Origin of the sequence: Streptomyces sp. LMG1-1-1.1 (assembly GCF_040815545.1) — a bacterium.
Lineage (GTDB): Bacteria > Actinomycetota > Actinomycetes > Streptomycetales > Streptomycetaceae > Streptomyces.
This window is the reverse complement of sequence record NZ_JBFPNH010000087.1, coordinates 108,085-121,608: the sequence shown is the minus strand read 5'-3', so window position 1 is coordinate 121,608 and position 13,524 is coordinate 108,085. Positions and strand designations below refer to the sequence as shown.

Sequence of the window (13,524 nt, the reverse complement as noted above, 5' to 3'; positions counted from 1 at the left end):
TCTTTTACGCAGGAAGAGAGCAACACGACAGCCATGGCTGAGGCTCAGAACATCCCCGCGGGCTCGACCACCGCGGGCTCGATCGCGGTGGCCGCAGAGTCCACCGTCGCCACGCGCATGAGCGCGCCCCCGTCCTTCGATGTCGCGGACTTCCCCGTCCCGCACGGCCGTGAAGAGGAGTGGCGCTTCACGCCGCTGGCGCGCCTGCGCGGCCTCCACGACGGCACCGCGGTCGCCTCCGGCGAGGGCGTCAAGGTCGAGATCGAGGCCCCCGAGGGCGTCACCGTGGAGACCGTCGGCCGCGACGACGAGCGGCTCGGCAAGGCCGGCACGCCCGTCGACCGCGTCGCCGCCCAGGCGTACACGTCCTTCGAGAAGGCCTCGGTCGTCACCGTCGCCAAGGAGGCCGTCCTCACCGAGCCGATCCGCATCGCGGTGCACGGCGTCGGCGGGGTCGCCTTCGGCCACCAGGTGATCGAGCTCGGCGCCTTCGCCGAGGCCGTCGTGGTCATCGACCACACCGGCGACGCCGTCCTCGCCGCCAACGTCGACTACGTCCTCGGCGACGGCGCGAAGCTGACCGTCGTCTCCGTCCAGGACTGGGACGAGAACGCCGTCCACGTCGCCCAGCACAACGCGCTGGTCGGCCGCGACGCGTCCTTCAAGTCCGTCGTCGTCACCTTCGGCGGCGACGTCGTCCGCATCCACCCGCGCGTCTCCTACGCGGCTCCGGGCGGCGAGGCCGAGCTCTTCGGTCTGTACTTCACCGACGCCGGGCAGCACCAGGAGCACCGCCTCCTGGTGGACCACAACACCCCGCACTGCAAGTCCAACGTGGCCTACAAGGGCGCGCTGCAGGGCCAGGACGCGCACGCCGTCTGGATCGGCGACGTACTCATCCAGGCCGCCGCCGAGGGCACCGACACGTACGAGCTCAACCGGAACCTGGTCCTCACGGACGGCGCCCGGGTCGACTCCGTGCCGAACCTGGAGATCGAGACCGGCGAGATCGCCGGCGCCGGTCACGCCTCGGCCACCGGCCGCTTCGACGACGAGCAGCTCTTCTACCTGATGGCCCGCGGCATCCCGGAGACCGAGGCCCGCCGCCTCGTCGTCCGCGGCTTCTTCGCCGAGCTGGTCCAGCAGATCGGTCTGCCGGACGTCCAGGAGCGCCTCATCGCCAAGATCGAGGCCGAGCTGGGGGCCTCCGTCTGATGGCCTTCGTCCGAGTCTGCGCGCTGAGCGAGCTGGAGGCCGACACCCCGAAGCGGGTCGAGGTCGACGGCACGCCGATCTCCCTCGTGCACACCGAGGGCGAGGTGTTCGCGATCAACGACATCTGCTCGCACGCGAACGTCTCCCTCTCGGAGGGCGAAGTCGAGGACTGCGCCATCGAGTGCTGGCTGCACGGGTCGAGCTTCGACCTGCGCACCGGCAAGCCCTCCGGCCTTCCCGCGACGCGCCCCGTCCCCGTATACCCCGTACAGATCGAAGGGGACGATGTGCTCGTCTCCGTCACCCAGGAGTCCTGAGTCACCCATGGCTACGCTTGAAATCCACGACCTGCACGTCTCCGTCGAGGCGGAGAACGGCCCCCGCGAGATCCTCAAGGGCGTCGACCTGACCATCAAGCAGGGCGAGACCCACGCCGTCATGGGCCCCAACGGCTCCGGCAAGTCGACCCTGGCGTACTCGCTGGCCGGCCACCCGAAGTACACGGTCACCGGCGGCACCGTCACCCTCGACGGTGAGGACGTCCTGGAGATGTCGGTCGACGAGCGCGCCCGCGCCGGCGTCTTCCTGGCCATGCAGTACCCGGTCGAGGTCCCCGGCGTCTCGGTCTCCAACTTCCTGCGCACCTCCGCCACCGCGATCCGCGGCGAGGCCCCCAAGCTGCGCACCTGGGTGAAGGAGGTCAAGTCCGCGATGGAGCAGCTCCAGATGGACCCGGCCTTCGCCGAGCGCAACGTCAACGAGGGCTTCTCCGGCGGTGAGAAGAAGCGCCACGAGATCCTCCAGCTGGAGCTCCTCAAGCCGAAGATCGCGATCCTCGACGAGACCGACTCCGGCCTGGACGTCGACGCGCTCCGCCAGGTCTCCGAGGGTGTCAACCGCGTCCGCGAGACCGGTGAGGTCGGCACCCTGCTGATCACGCACTACACGCGGATCCTCCGCTACATCAAGCCCGACTTCGTGCACGTCTTCTCCGGTGGCCGCATCGTCGAGTCCGGCGGCGCCGAGCTCGCCGACAAGCTCGAGAACGAGGGCTACGAGGCCTACAGCACGAAGGGTGGCGCATCCGCGTGACATCTGCCCATCTGGGGCTCTCCGGCCTCCTCGACACCGAGGCGATCCGCAAGGACTTCCCGCTCCTGGATCGCGTGGTCCACGACGGCAAGAAGATCGTGTACCTCGACTCCGCGGCGACCTCGCAGAAGCCGCGGCAGGTCCTCGACGCGCTCAACACGTACTACGAGCGTCACAACGCCAACGTCCACCGCGGCGTCTACACGGTCGCCGAGGAGGCGACGGCGCTGTACGAAGGCGCCCGTGACAAGGTCGCGGCCTTCATCAACGCGCCGAGCCGCGACGAGGTGATCTTCACCAAGAACGCCTCGGAGTCGCTCAACCTCGTGGCCAACATGCTGGGCTGGGCCGACGAGCCCTACCGCGTGGACCACGAGACCGAGATCGCCATCACGGAGATGGAGCACCACTCCAACATCGTGCCGTGGCAGCTGCTCTCGCAGCGCACGGGCGCGAAGCTGAAGTGGTTCGGCCTCACCGACGACGGCCGTCTCGACCTCTCGAACATCGAAGAGGTCATCACCGAGAAGACCAAGATCGTCTCGTTCACGCTGGTCTCGAACCTGCTGGGCACGGTCAACCCGGTGGAGACGATCATCCGCCGCGCCCAGGAGGTCGGTGCGCTCGTCTGCATCGACGCCTCCCAGGCGGCCCCGCACATGGTCCTGGACGTGCAGGCGCTCCAGGCCGACTTCGTGGCCTTCACCGGCCACAAGATGTGCGGCCCGACCGGCATCGGCGTGCTGTGGGGACGGCAGGAGCTCCTGGAGGACCTCCCGCCCTTCCTCGGCGGTGGCGAGATGATCGAGACCGTCTCGATGCACTCCTCGACGTACGCTCCGGCGCCGCACAAGTTCGAGGCGGGTACGCCCCCGATCGCGCAGGCCGTCGGCCTCGGCGCGGCCGTGGACTACCTGTCGGCGATCGGCATGGAGAACATCGCGCGCCACGAGCACGCGATCACCGAGTACGCCGTCCGGCGCCTCCAGGAGGTTCCGGACCTGCGGATCATCGGCCCCACCACGGCCGAGGACCGCGGTGCGGCGATCTCCTTCACGCTGGGCGACATCCACCCGCACGACGTGGGCCAGGTCCTCGACGAGCAGGGCATCGCGGTCCGGGTCGGCCACCACTGCGCGCGGCCGGTCTGCCTGCGGTACGGAATTCCTGCGACCACGCGGGCGTCGTTCTACCTGTACTCCACTCCGGCCGAGGTCGACGCCCTGGTCGAGGGTCTGGAGCACGTACGGAACTTCTTCGGCTAGGGGACGGCTCGTGAAGCTGGATTCGATGTACCAGGACGTCATCCTGGACCACTACAAGCACCCGCACGGGCGCGGTCTTCGGGACGGCGACGCCGAGGTGCACCACGTCAACCCGACGTGCGGCGACGAGATCACGCTCCGCGTGAAGTACGACGGCTCGCGCATCGAGGACGTGTCGTACGAGGGCCAGGGCTGCTCGATCAGCCAGGCCTCGGCGTCCGTCCTCAACGAGCTGCTCGTCGGCAAGGAGCTGGCGGAGGCGCAGCGGATCCAGGGCACGTTCCTGGAGCTGATGCAGTCCAAGGGCCAGATCGAGCCCGACGACGCGATGGAGGAGATCCTGGAGGACGCGGTCGCGTTCGCCGGAGTCTCCAAGTACCCGGCCCGTGTGAAGTGCGCGCTGCTCAGCTGGATGGCGTGGAAGGACGCGACCGCCCAGGCGCTGGGCGACGCGGAGAGGAAGTCGGCATGACCGAGAACGCCGAGGCCACGATGAAGCCGGCCTCCGAGGAAGAAGTCCGCGAGGCGCTGTACGACGTCGTCGACCCCGAGCTGGGCATCGACGTCGTCAACCTGGGCCTGATCTACGGCATCCACATCGACGAGTCGAACATCGCGACGCTGGACATGACCCTGACGTCGGCGGCCTGCCCGCTGACCGATGTGATCGAGGACCAGGCGAAGTCCGCGACGGACGGCATCGTCAACGAGCTGAAGATCAACTGGGTCTGGATGCCCCCGTGGGGCCCGGACAAGATCACGGACGACGGTCGCGAGCAGCTGCGCGCGCTCGGCTTCAACGTCTGACCCGTTCGCGGGTGAACGGCCGTGCCCTTCGGGGCGCGGCCGTTTCGCGTGTCCGGAGACCGCTTCCCTGTCCGGAGACCGTTTCTAGAGGAGACCGGCCGCCCGGGCGAGTTCCGGGGCCAGGTTCTCCTTGCGGATGCGCTGGTCGACGTAGAGCAGTCCGGCGACGAGCGGGGGGAAGAGCGAGACGATTCCCTGGCTGACGAGCTGGCCGACGGCGAGGAAGCCGAAGAGGACGGCGAAGGCGGCGATGAGGGCGCCGGGGTCGTCGCCGGAGAAGTCGACGGCCGCCATGGGGCCCGTGATCAGCAGGGAGAGCAGCTGCTGGATCAGCCAGCTCGCGATGTTGGCCATCGCGCTGATGGCGAGCAGGCAGCCGAAGGTCCGCCACCAGAAGCCGCGGACCAGGTGCGAGGAGCGGCGCATCGAGGCGATGGCGCCCTGACCCTCCATCACCGCCGCCGCGGGGGCGAGGCTGAACTTCACCCAGATCCAGAGCGCGAACGGGGTGATGAGCAGGGCCGCGCCGATCGCGACCAGGGGCACGAGCAGCAGGCCGGTCACCGGGGTGCCGGTGGATTCGTCCGCGGCCACGAGCATCGCGGCGACCGTCGCGACGAAGGCCACGACGACGAGCGCCAGCGGGATCAGCACGGCCGCGCTCGTCAGCAGGACCGTGCCGAGGACGGCGGGCATCCGGGCCCAGGCGCGGCGCCAGATCCGGCCGAAGGTGGTGGGGCGGCCGAGGACCGCCTCCTGGAGCACGGCCGGACAGGCGGCCGCCACCACCGCGTTGGCGCAGACCATCGCGAGCAGGGCGGCGAGCCAGACGCAGACGAAGGCGACGATCAGCGGGCGGACGTCGTCCCACCGCGGTTCCTCACCCGCCGGCAGGTCGAACACGGCGGGGAAGAGGTCGCCGACGGCGGCGTACGCGATGCCCAGCGCCGCCCCGACGACGACCAGCGCGGCGCCGTAGACGGCCCCGGTCACGCCGAGCAGCTGCTTCCAGTGGCGGCCGAAGGCGGCGAAGGCTCCGGACAGGATGGCGCCGAAGGAGAGCGGCGCCAGGGGTATCACGCCGGGCTTCGGCGGGGGTGGCGGCGGCGGGTAACCGTAGCCGTAGGGCGGACCTGGGGGATACGTCATGCGGGACACCGTATCGGTGCGCGTTGCGTACGGCCGTACACAGCGTTGGGTACGCTCGTACACATGGGCTACGGACTGCTGGCGGGTGCCATCGTGGCGGAGATCCTCGCCACCACCTCGATGAAGTACAGCGACGGCTTCACCAGACTCTGGCCCTCGCTGGTCACCTGCGCGGGCTACGTGATCGCCTTCGCACTCCTGGCGCAGGCGCTCAAGACGCTCCAGGTCGGCACCGCGTACGCCATCTGGTCCGGCGTCGGCACCGCCGCCGTCGCCGCCATCGGCTTCCTCTTCCTCGGCGAGAGCCTCAACCCCGCCAAGATCGCCGGACTCGTCCTCATCATCGCCGGGGTCGCCGTCCTCAACCTCGGCGGGGCGCACTGATGGCCCGCACGCGGCGGTACGACCCCGAGCGGCGCGAGCGGATCGTGGACGCGGCCCTCCGGGTCGCCGGACGGTCCGGCCTCGCCGGTCTGAGCCACCGCACGGTGGCCGCCGAGGCCGACGTGCCGCTCGGCTCCACCACGTACCACTTCGGCTCCCTCGACGAACTCCTCGTCGCCGCACTGCGCAAGGCCAACGAGGGCTTCGGGCGGCTGCTGCGGGAGAGCCCCGGCATCGCCGGTGCGGACGGCGACCTCGCCGCCGCCCTCGCCCGGCTCCTCGGCGAGTGGCTGGGCGACGAACGCGCGCGCGTGGAGCTGGAATACGAGCTCTACCTCGCCGCGCTCCGCCGACCCGCGCTGCGCCCGGTCGCCGCCGAATGGGCCGATGGCGTCGCCGCGGCCCTGGCCCCGCGCACCGACCCGGTCACCGCCCGCGCCGTCGTCGCGCTCATGGACGGCATCGGCCTCCAAGTGCTGCTCACCGACGGCGCGTACGACGAGGCCTTCGCGCGCGAGATGCTGGCACGGGTCCTGAACGAAGACCCGAAAGACGTCCCGGGAGGTTCGTCGGAACCCCCTACACGCTCGACCGACACCTGAGACCGGTTGGCCCGGGCGGGGGCCCGCCGGTTAGGTTTTCCGTCATGACCACTGCTCCTCGCACCACCGGCGCCGTCGCCGCCGGCCTCGCCACCATCTCCGGCGACGGCACCGTTCTCGACACCTGGTTCCCCGCTCCCGAGCTGACCGACGCGCCCGGCCCCGCCGGCACCGGGCGGCTCACCCCCGACGAGGCCGTCAACGCCCTCGGCGAGGGCGCCGCCAAGGCCCTCGGCGTGGACGCCCGCCGGGGCGTCGAGGTGGTCGCCGTCCGCACCGTGATCGCCTCGCTCGACGACAAGCCGCTCGACGCCCACGACGCGTACCTGCGTCTGCACCTGCTCAGCCACCGCCTGGTCAAGCCGCACGGCCAGAGCCTGGACGGCGTCTTCGGCCTGCTGGCCAACGTCGCCTGGACCTCGCTCGGCCCGGTCGCCGTCGACGACATCGAGAAGGTGCGCCTCAACGCCCGCGCCGAGGGCCTGCACCTCCAGGTGACCTCGATCGACAAGTTCCCGCGCATGACCGACTACGTCGTGCCCGCCGGCGTCCGCATCGCCGACGCCGACCGCGTCCGCCTCGGCGCCCACCTCGCCGCCGGCACCACCGTCATGCACGAGGGCTTCGTCAACTTCAACGCCGGCACCCTCGGCACCTCCATGGTCGAGGGCCGGATCTCCGCCGGCGTCGTCGTCGGCAACGGCTCCGACATCGGCGGCGGCGCCTCCACCATGGGCACCCTCTCGGGCGGCGGCAACGTCGTCATCTCGATCGGCGAGCGCTGCCTGATCGGCGCCGAGGCGGGCGTCGGCATCGCGCTCGGCGACGAGTGCGTCGTCGAGGCCGGTCTGTACGTCACCGCCGGCACCCGGGTCAGCATGCCCGACGGCCAGATCGTCAAGGCCCGCGAGCTCTCCGGCGGCTCGAACATCCTCTTCCGCCGCAACTCGGTCACCGGCGCCGTCGAGGCCCGCCCGAACAACGCGGTCTGGGGCGGCCTGAACGAGATCCTCCACAGCCACAACTGACGCAGGTGACCCTGCGTCGACGAGGCCGTCAGGCACGACGCGGAATCACTGCACGCGGACAAGGCGACGAGTCGACATGAGGACGAAGTCGGCAGGACCTACACCACCGACTCCGCCTGAACCAGTGACTCGTACACCGCCCGCAGCCCGTCGACCGCCTCCCGGTCGGCGGGCTGCAGCGGTTCCCGCACCGGGCCGCCGAGCAGCGCCTTGGCGGTGACCGTGCCCGGCAGGCCCGCGTTCATCATCAGCTCGGCGAGCGGCAGGAGGCGGGCGTTGAGCCGGGCCGCCCCGGCGGTGTCGCCCGCGTCGAAGGCGTCGATCACCGCCCGCAGCTGACGCGGCGCCACGTTCGCCACCGTGCTGACGTAGCCCGCGCCGCCGACCGCGTACAACGGCAGGTTGAGCTCCTCGGAGCCCGAGTAGTACGCGAGCCCGCCCTCCGCGATCACCCGGGCCGAGCCGAGCAGGTCGTACGCGCAGTCCTTCACCGCCACGATCCGCGGGTGCGCGGCGAGCCGGAGCATCGTCGCGGGCTCGACGCGGGTACCGGTGCGGCCGGGGATGTCGTAGACCATCACCGGCAGGCCGGTCGCGTCCGCGACCTTCAGGAAGTGCGCCTCGACCGCCGCCTGGGGCGGGCGGCTGTAGTAAGGGGTGACGACGAGCAGCCCGTCCGCCCCGGCCCGTTCGGCCTGCCGGGCCAGTTCGACCGTGTGCCGGGTGTCGGAGGTGCCGACGCCCGCGACGACCGAAGGGCCGGGGCCGACCGCCGCCCGGACGGCCCGCACCAGCGCGGTCTTCTCCGCGTCGCTCGTGGTCGGGGACTCGCCGGTGGTCCCGTTGAGGACCAGCCCGTCGCAGCCCTCCGCGACGAGCCGGACGGCCAGCCCGGCCGCGGCGTCGAGGTCGAGCGCGCCGGAGGGGGCGAACGGGGTGATCATCGCGCAGAGGGCGCGGCCGAAAGGACGTGCAGGAGTCATCTGACAAGTCTGGGCACACCGGCCATGGAGGTCCACTTAGACCTTCTTGGTTCGAGGAGTAAGCACTACTGAACGGATGTCGCCGACGAAGCCCGGGCCAAGGAGCTCGCTGATCCGGCCTGATCCAAGACACCGCCTAGAGCACTCGTTTGAAGCCGTCGTGGCTGGGGGCGAAGCCCAGGGAGGCGTAGAAGCGGTGGGCGTCCGTCCGCCGCTTGTCGCTGGTCAGCTGGACGAGCGCGCAGCCGCGCTCCCTCGCACGCGCCACGGCCCGCTCCATCAGCTCCCGGCCGAGACCGCCGCCGCGCCGGTCGGCCCTGATCCGGACCGCCTCGATCAGGGCCCGCTCGGCGCCGCCCTTGCCGAGACCAGGGATGTACGTGGCCTGGAGGCAGCCCAGGACGAGACCGCCGTCCACGAGGACCAGCATCTCGTTGCGCGGGTCGCCCGCGATGTCGGCGAAGGCGCGTTCGTACGCGGGCGTGACGACGACCGAGCCGGGGTCCACCACCTTCTCCTCGTCGGCCAGCAGGGCGAGGACGGCGGGCAGTTCGGCGCGCGTGGCGGGGCGAAGGATCACGGCGCGCAGTCTCGCACGGCGAAGCCGGTTGACCTCAAGCGCGGTTGAGGGAGGACGGTGGATCGTGCCGGACCGAGCCGGACCGAGCGAAACCCGTCGAAGGAGAACGTCCGTATGAACGCCGTCGCACACCCCGACGCACGTCCCGACCTCCACCGCCCCGGAGTCGGCGCCGTCCTGGTCAGCACCTGGCGGGTCGGCACGCCCGAGCGCCAGCGCGCGGCCGTCGAGGCCGTCAGGACCGCCTGGGAGAGCCGCGAGTGGCCGGACCTCGGCCTGCTGTCGTACAGCGTCGCCGTCGGGACCGACGGGGACACGCTGCTGCACTACTCGCAGTGGACCGAGCAGCAGGCCTACGACGACTTCGTCCGCACCTACCGCGACGACCGGAACGCCGAGATCGACGCCGCCGTGCCCGGCATCGAGCGGGTGGAGCTCCGCCGCTACGCGCCGGTCCACCGTTCCGCCGGCGGGACGGGCGCGGGGGAGCCGCCCGGGATCGTCGTGGTCGTCGAGGGCGACTTCGAAGGGGCCGGCGAGGGGCGCCGGGAGGAGTGGGTGGACAGCGTGTTCAGCGCTCTGGAGGAGGACGCGGTGGCGCGGCCGGCGTACGGCGGGCTCAGCGCCCACTTCCATCTGTCCACCGACGGCGGGCGGGTCCTGAACTACGCAGAGTGGGAGAGCGAGCAGGCGCATCTGGACTGGCTCGCGGACGACGCCCGGCAGAGCGAGGCCTGGAGGCGGGTGCACGAGTACCCGGGACTCGTGGGCGGCCGGGTCGCGCGGTACACGCCCGCGCTCAGTCTGAGCGCGGGCGTGTGACCGGTCGGGCCGTCAGGGACGGAAGCGCAGGACCTGCGGGTCGTGGTCGCTGTCCTGGTCGGCGAACTCGGCGTTGATGTGCACGCTGTCGTACTCGAAGTGGTGCACGCCCGGGCTCGTCAGGATCTGGTCGAGGACCTGGCTGTTGCCCTGGTAGACGTACGAGTAGCGCTCGCTGAGGGGCAGCGACGTCACGGCCGGGTACAGCGCGCCGCCGTCGGTCAGCGCCTGCGTCGTCCCGGAGAACTCGAAGTCGTTGATGTCGCCGACGACGAGGACGTCCGCCTGCTTCTCCACCGCGACGATGTCCTTCACGAAGGCGTTGACGGCCTGCGCCTGGAGGAGTCGCTTCGCCTCGGAGGAACGGTTCGGCGGCTGGTGGTGCGAGACGATGGACTCGTCGCCGCCCTTCGAACCGAAGTGGTTGGCGATCACGAAGACCGTACGGCCGCGGAAGACGAACTCGCCCGCGAGCGGCTTGCGGCTGGCCTCCCAGGCGGCGTTCGCCGGGTCGATGCGGCCGGGGGAGAGGGTCAGCGCGGCGCGGCCCTTGGTGCCCGTCACGGCGGTGGCGGTGGTCGCGTCGCCGCCCGCGCGGTCCGTGAAGGAGACCCGCTCGGGGTTGAAGAGGAAGACCTGACGGATGTTGCCGCCGGGCTCGCCGCCGTCCTTGCCGTTCTGCGGGTCGACCGAGCGCCACTCGTACGCCGGGCCGCCGGCCGCCACGATCGCGTCGGTGAACTTCTTCACCGTCAGGTCGGCGGCGACCGTGCCGTCGTTCTTGGCGCCGTTGTTGTCCTGGATCTCCTCCAGGGCGACGATGTCGGGCGAGGCCAGGTTGTCGACGACCGCCTTGGCGAGCGCGTCGAACTTCTCCTGCGGGTCGGTCGGGTCGAGGTTCTCGACGTTGTACGTCGCCACGGCCAGCTCGTTCTTGTGCTGCTTGTCCGTGGACTCGCGCTCCAGGCCCTCGTCGACGACCGTGCCCAGGGTGCGGGCCGTCAGCGTGTATCCGCCGAACTGGTTGAAGTCGAGCGGGCCCTCGGTGGTGCCGGTCAGCCGGTCGCCGACGTTCGCCTTGGGGAACGGCTGCTGGGCGAGCGGGGTCAGCGACTGGATCTGGAGCCGACCGGTGTTCTGCGACTCGTACGAGCCGTAGACGGTGCCGCCGCGCCGGTTGTCGTTCTCCCAGGGCTTCACCGTCACCCAGAGCTCCGCGTACGCGTCGGTGGCGCCGACCACCCGCGAGGAGCCGATCCGGACGTTGGTGCCCTCCAGGGACTCGTAGTAGTCCAGGGCGTACGTCTCGGGGTCGAGCGTCAGGCCGTTGATCGAGCCGCCCGCGGCCGGGTCGCCCTCGGGGGTGTACTCGTCGGGGACCGACCAGGGCGAGATCGTGACGGGGGCCGGGACGGCGTTGCCCTTCGAGACGACCGTGACGACCGGCTTGGAGATCTGGGTCAGCGACTGGTTCCCGGACGTCAGGCCGCCGGGGACGTACTCCGTGACCGTGCCGTTCACGCTGACCGCGTCGCCGACGGCGACGGTCGGGACGGAGCTGGTGAAGACGAAGACGCCCTCACTGGTCGCCGGGTCCGCGTCGGCCTCGGGGTCCTGGATCCAGAAGCCGCGCGAGCCGTAGGTGCGGACGCCGGTGACGATGCCCGTGACGCCCGTGACCGGCTTGCCGACGAGAGGCGAGACGCGCGTCGTGCCCTGGATGTCGTGGATGCGGACGCCGGCGGCGGCGTCCTCGGCGGCGGCGCTCGCCGAGCTCGCGAGCAGACCGGCGGCGAGGGCGGCGGCGACGACGGCGGAGACCGCGGCGGATCTCGGTATGGAGGAAGACATCAGAGGACTCCGAGGGTGCTTGGACGATCGGCATAAAGATCTACGCGCGTCAATCTCTTGCGAGAGCGGTGGACTTGTCAAGAGTCGACGGGTGTACGAAGGCTGACGGATCCGTGAACCGGCGGACGGCACCCCGGATGCGTCTACGCTGAGGACCGCTCTTTGAGCCCATTCGCCTTCACCCACGCACGTGTCGAGGAGACCCCCCAGATGTCAGCGGAGCACCCCACCCTTCCCCCCGTTCGGCTCCGTGCGGACGCGGAGCTGGCGCGGGACGCCCTGGCCGCCCCCCTCCTCGTCCAGGCGGTACGGCTCGCCCGCTGGGCCGGGCCCGACACCCGGGTCGACGCCGGCGGCGAACTCCTCGACGAGCAGCTCCCCGAGGCCGTCGAGGTCCTGGGCCTCACCGGCGAGGAGGACGCCGGGATCCTGGCCGGTGACGCCTGGCGGCTCGCGGTCGACACCGGTCTCGTCGACGTCGAGGACGGCGAGGAGGACGCGGAGGGGGCGGCCGCCGGGCGCGCCGCCGCCGGCGAGAACCTGGCGCTCGTCACGGGCGGTTCGCCGCAGGACGTCCTCGCGCTCTGGCTGGACGGCTTCGACGCGGTCTTCGCCGACGCCGTCGCCCCCGTCCTCGACGACCTGGACGCGATCGTCGGCGAGGACGGCGAGATCGACTTCGAGGCGCTGGACTGGGACCCCGAGGTGGAGGCCGACTTCCTTGAGGGCGTCCTCGGCAACCTCTACCTGCTGACCGTCAGCGAGGGCGGGGCCGGGGAGGGCCCGGTGCCGCTGCCCGCGCTCGCCGCGTCCATGGTCGTCCCCGACGACATGGGCGAACCGACCGACGACGTCCTGGAGCAGGTCTCCGACGCGATGATGCGGCTCGACGAGCAGTTCCGGCTCCTGGAGCCGATCGGGCTCGTCGAGTACCAGCCCGTCGACGAGGCCCTGATGGCCGAGGAGGGCGAGGAGCCCGCCCCGCCGGTCGACGACGAGGACGTCTCCCGGTACGGCATGGTGCGGCTCACCCCGCTCGGCCTGTACGGCGTCCGGGCCCGCATGCTGGAGGCCGGGGTGGACGCGCCCGCCGTCGGCGACCTGGCCGGGAAGGGCGCCGACGCGCTCCTCGACGGAATCGCCGGCTACCCGGAGGGCGCTGCCCGCGAGGAGACCGCCGCCTGGCTGAACGGCCGCGACGCGCTCACCGCGGCCCGCGAACTGCTCGCCGCCGCCCGGGGCGCGGACGCGGGCTCCCCGCTCCGCCGCCTGCACTGCCAGCAGACGCTCTCCCTCGTGGGCGCCGAGGCGGAGCCCGCGGTGCGGGAGGTGCTCGACGACCCGGAACTCGGCGGCCTCGCACGGGTCTGGCTCGCCGAGCGGGGCGCGACGGACGTGCCCGCGCCCTCCGAGACGATGATCTTCTGGCTGGCCATCGACACGATCGCGGCCCAGCTCGGCGCCGACGGCGACCTGGAGGAGCTCCAGGAGCTGATCGAGGGGCTGACCGGGCGCCACAGCGGCTTCTTCGAGGCCGCCTGGCGGGTCGAGCACCCGGCGACCGCGGAGGTCCTGGAGGCGATGGGGCGCCTGCACCGGGACAAGGCGGTCGCCAAGGACGCCCGCAAGGCCGCCTTCAAGGCCCGCTCGCGGTCCGGCTCCTGACGCGGTGCCGGGTGCGCGGCGGCGGGACCGTCGCGCACCCGGCACCCGGCACCCGGCAAGCACCCGGCACCCGGCACCCGG

General features: G+C 71.4%; 15 protein-coding genes. 11 read left to right on the top strand and 4 right to left on the bottom strand.

What is annotated here, in order from left to right:
* Nucleotides 1-33: 33 nt before the first annotated feature.
* From sufD to MRBLMG1_RS35580, 6 genes are read left to right on the top strand one after another with little or no spacing between them, the layout of a single operon-like run.
* Nucleotides 34-1,215: a Fe-S cluster assembly protein SufD gene (gene sufD, locus MRBLMG1_RS35605; protein ID WP_367828299.1), complete on the top strand. Its 1,182-nt coding sequence runs from the start codon at nucleotides 34-36 to the stop codon at nucleotides 1,213-1,215.
* Nucleotides 1,215-1,532 (top strand): bifunctional 3-phenylpropionate/cinnamic acid dioxygenase ferredoxin subunit, encoded by a 318-nt coding sequence (locus MRBLMG1_RS35600; RefSeq protein ID WP_017238624.1) that lies wholly within the window; start codon nucleotides 1,215-1,217, stop codon nucleotides 1,530-1,532. The genes sufD and MRBLMG1_RS35600 overlap by 1 nt, the downstream gene beginning before the upstream one ends.
* 7 nt (nucleotides 1,533-1,539) lie before the next feature.
* Nucleotides 1,540-2,307 carry a Fe-S cluster assembly ATPase SufC gene (sufC, locus tag MRBLMG1_RS35595; RefSeq protein WP_367828298.1) on the top strand — a complete coding sequence of 256 codons (768 nt, stop codon included), beginning with the start codon at nucleotides 1,540-1,542 and terminating at the stop codon, nucleotides 2,305-2,307.
* The gene (locus MRBLMG1_RS35590; protein ID WP_362556873.1) at nucleotides 2,304-3,572 is read left to right on the top strand and encodes a cysteine desulfurase; all 1,269 of its coding nucleotides are present in this window, start codon (nucleotides 2,304-2,306) and stop codon (nucleotides 3,570-3,572) included. Before sufC ends, MRBLMG1_RS35590 begins: the two co-directional genes overlap by 4 nt.
* A 10-nt stretch (nucleotides 3,573-3,582) precedes the next feature.
* Entirely contained in the window at nucleotides 3,583-4,044 is a 462-nt protein-coding gene (gene sufU, locus MRBLMG1_RS35585; protein ID WP_250768641.1) for a Fe-S cluster assembly sulfur transfer protein SufU, read from the top strand.
* On the top strand, nucleotides 4,041-4,379 hold the full coding sequence (locus tag MRBLMG1_RS35580; RefSeq protein WP_367828297.1) for a metal-sulfur cluster assembly factor: 339 nt from the start codon (nucleotides 4,041-4,043) through the stop codon (nucleotides 4,377-4,379). Before sufU ends, MRBLMG1_RS35580 begins: the two co-directional genes overlap by 4 nt.
* 84 nt (nucleotides 4,380-4,463) lie before the next feature.
* Here the strand turns inward: MRBLMG1_RS35580 and MRBLMG1_RS35575 are convergent, their stop codons facing one another.
* The gene (locus tag MRBLMG1_RS35575; protein ID WP_367828296.1) at nucleotides 4,464-5,528 is read right to left on the bottom strand and encodes an oxidoreductase; all 1,065 of its coding nucleotides are present in this window, start codon (nucleotides 5,526-5,528) and stop codon (nucleotides 4,464-4,466) included.
* 63 nt (nucleotides 5,529-5,591) lie between these two features.
* On the opposite strand from MRBLMG1_RS35575, the gene MRBLMG1_RS35570 reads away from it, so the two are divergent.
* The 3 genes from MRBLMG1_RS35570 to dapD are packed head-to-tail and all read left to right on the top strand — an operon-like array spanning nucleotide 5,592 to nucleotide 7,542.
* Nucleotides 5,592-5,912 (top strand): DMT family transporter, encoded by a 321-nt coding sequence (locus MRBLMG1_RS35570; RefSeq protein ID WP_367828295.1) that lies wholly within the window; start codon nucleotides 5,592-5,594, stop codon nucleotides 5,910-5,912.
* Nucleotides 5,912-6,514: a TetR/AcrR family transcriptional regulator gene (locus MRBLMG1_RS35565; RefSeq protein ID WP_367828294.1), complete on the top strand. Its 603-nt coding sequence runs from the start codon at nucleotides 5,912-5,914 to the stop codon at nucleotides 6,512-6,514. The genes MRBLMG1_RS35570 and MRBLMG1_RS35565 overlap by 1 nt, the downstream gene beginning before the upstream one ends.
* A gap of 44 nt (nucleotides 6,515-6,558) precedes the next feature.
* On the top strand, nucleotides 6,559-7,542 hold the full coding sequence (dapD, locus tag MRBLMG1_RS35560; protein WP_367828293.1) for a 2,3,4,5-tetrahydropyridine-2,6-dicarboxylate N-succinyltransferase: 984 nt from the start codon (nucleotides 6,559-6,561) through the stop codon (nucleotides 7,540-7,542).
* 98 nt (nucleotides 7,543-7,640) lie between these two features.
* Here the strand turns inward: dapD and dapA are convergent, their stop codons facing one another.
* Together dapA and MRBLMG1_RS35550 are read right to left on the bottom strand one after the other, a co-directional pair.
* Nucleotides 7,641-8,525, bottom strand: coding sequence for a 4-hydroxy-tetrahydrodipicolinate synthase (dapA, locus tag MRBLMG1_RS35555; protein WP_367828292.1), 885 nt, complete (start codon nucleotides 8,523-8,525; stop codon nucleotides 7,641-7,643).
* A 136-nt stretch (nucleotides 8,526-8,661) separates the two neighbouring features.
* The gene (locus MRBLMG1_RS35550) at nucleotides 8,662-9,105 is read right to left on the bottom strand and encodes a GNAT family N-acetyltransferase (RefSeq protein ID WP_367828291.1); all 444 of its coding nucleotides are present in this window, start codon (nucleotides 9,103-9,105) and stop codon (nucleotides 8,662-8,664) included.
* A gap of 114 nt (nucleotides 9,106-9,219) precedes the next feature.
* Between MRBLMG1_RS35550 and MRBLMG1_RS35545 the strand changes: the two genes are divergently transcribed.
* On the top strand, nucleotides 9,220-9,927 hold the full coding sequence (locus MRBLMG1_RS35545) for an antibiotic biosynthesis monooxygenase (protein ID WP_367828290.1): 708 nt from the start codon (nucleotides 9,220-9,222) through the stop codon (nucleotides 9,925-9,927).
* 12 nt (nucleotides 9,928-9,939) lie between these two features.
* On the opposite strand, the gene MRBLMG1_RS35540 is transcribed toward MRBLMG1_RS35545, so the two are convergent.
* Nucleotides 9,940-11,778 (bottom strand): endonuclease/exonuclease/phosphatase family protein, encoded by a 1,839-nt coding sequence (locus MRBLMG1_RS35540; protein ID WP_367828289.1) that lies wholly within the window; start codon nucleotides 11,776-11,778, stop codon nucleotides 9,940-9,942.
* Between the two features lie 210 nt (nucleotides 11,779-11,988).
* Here MRBLMG1_RS35540 and MRBLMG1_RS35535 point away from each other — a divergent pair, with 210 nt between their 5' ends.
* The gene (locus MRBLMG1_RS35535) at nucleotides 11,989-13,443 is read left to right on the top strand and encodes a hypothetical protein (RefSeq protein ID WP_367828288.1); all 1,455 of its coding nucleotides are present in this window, start codon (nucleotides 11,989-11,991) and stop codon (nucleotides 13,441-13,443) included.
* Nucleotides 13,444-13,524 lie beyond the last annotated feature (81 nt).

Coding starts and splice junctions, on each gene's coding strand:
- MRBLMG1_RS35545 (WP_367828290.1), top strand. CDS start 9,220: ATGAACGCCGTCGCACACCCCGACGCACGTCCCGACCTCCACCGCCCC.
- MRBLMG1_RS35580 (WP_367828297.1), top strand. CDS start 4,041: ATGACCGAGAACGCCGAGGCCACGATGAAGCCGGCCTCCGAGGAAGAA.
- sufD (WP_367828299.1), top strand. CDS start 34: ATGGCTGAGGCTCAGAACATCCCCGCGGGCTCGACCACCGCGGGCTCG.
- MRBLMG1_RS35570 (WP_367828295.1), top strand. CDS start 5,592: ATGGGCTACGGACTGCTGGCGGGTGCCATCGTGGCGGAGATCCTCGCC.
- dapA (WP_367828292.1), bottom strand. CDS start 8,525: ATGACTCCTGCACGTCCTTTCGGCCGCGCCCTCTGCGCGATGATCACC.
- dapD (WP_367828293.1), top strand. CDS start 6,559: ATGACCACTGCTCCTCGCACCACCGGCGCCGTCGCCGCCGGCCTCGCC.
- MRBLMG1_RS35540 (WP_367828289.1), bottom strand. CDS start 11,778: ATGTCTTCCTCCATACCGAGATCCGCCGCGGTCTCCGCCGTCGTCGCC.
- MRBLMG1_RS35535 (WP_367828288.1), top strand. CDS start 11,989: ATGTCAGCGGAGCACCCCACCCTTCCCCCCGTTCGGCTCCGTGCGGAC.
- MRBLMG1_RS35600 (WP_017238624.1), top strand. CDS start 1,215: ATGGCCTTCGTCCGAGTCTGCGCGCTGAGCGAGCTGGAGGCCGACACC.
- MRBLMG1_RS35565 (WP_367828294.1), top strand. CDS start 5,912: ATGGCCCGCACGCGGCGGTACGACCCCGAGCGGCGCGAGCGGATCGTG.
- sufC (WP_367828298.1), top strand. CDS start 1,540: ATGGCTACGCTTGAAATCCACGACCTGCACGTCTCCGTCGAGGCGGAG.
- MRBLMG1_RS35575 (WP_367828296.1), bottom strand. CDS start 5,528: ATGACGTATCCCCCAGGTCCGCCCTACGGCTACGGTTACCCGCCGCCG.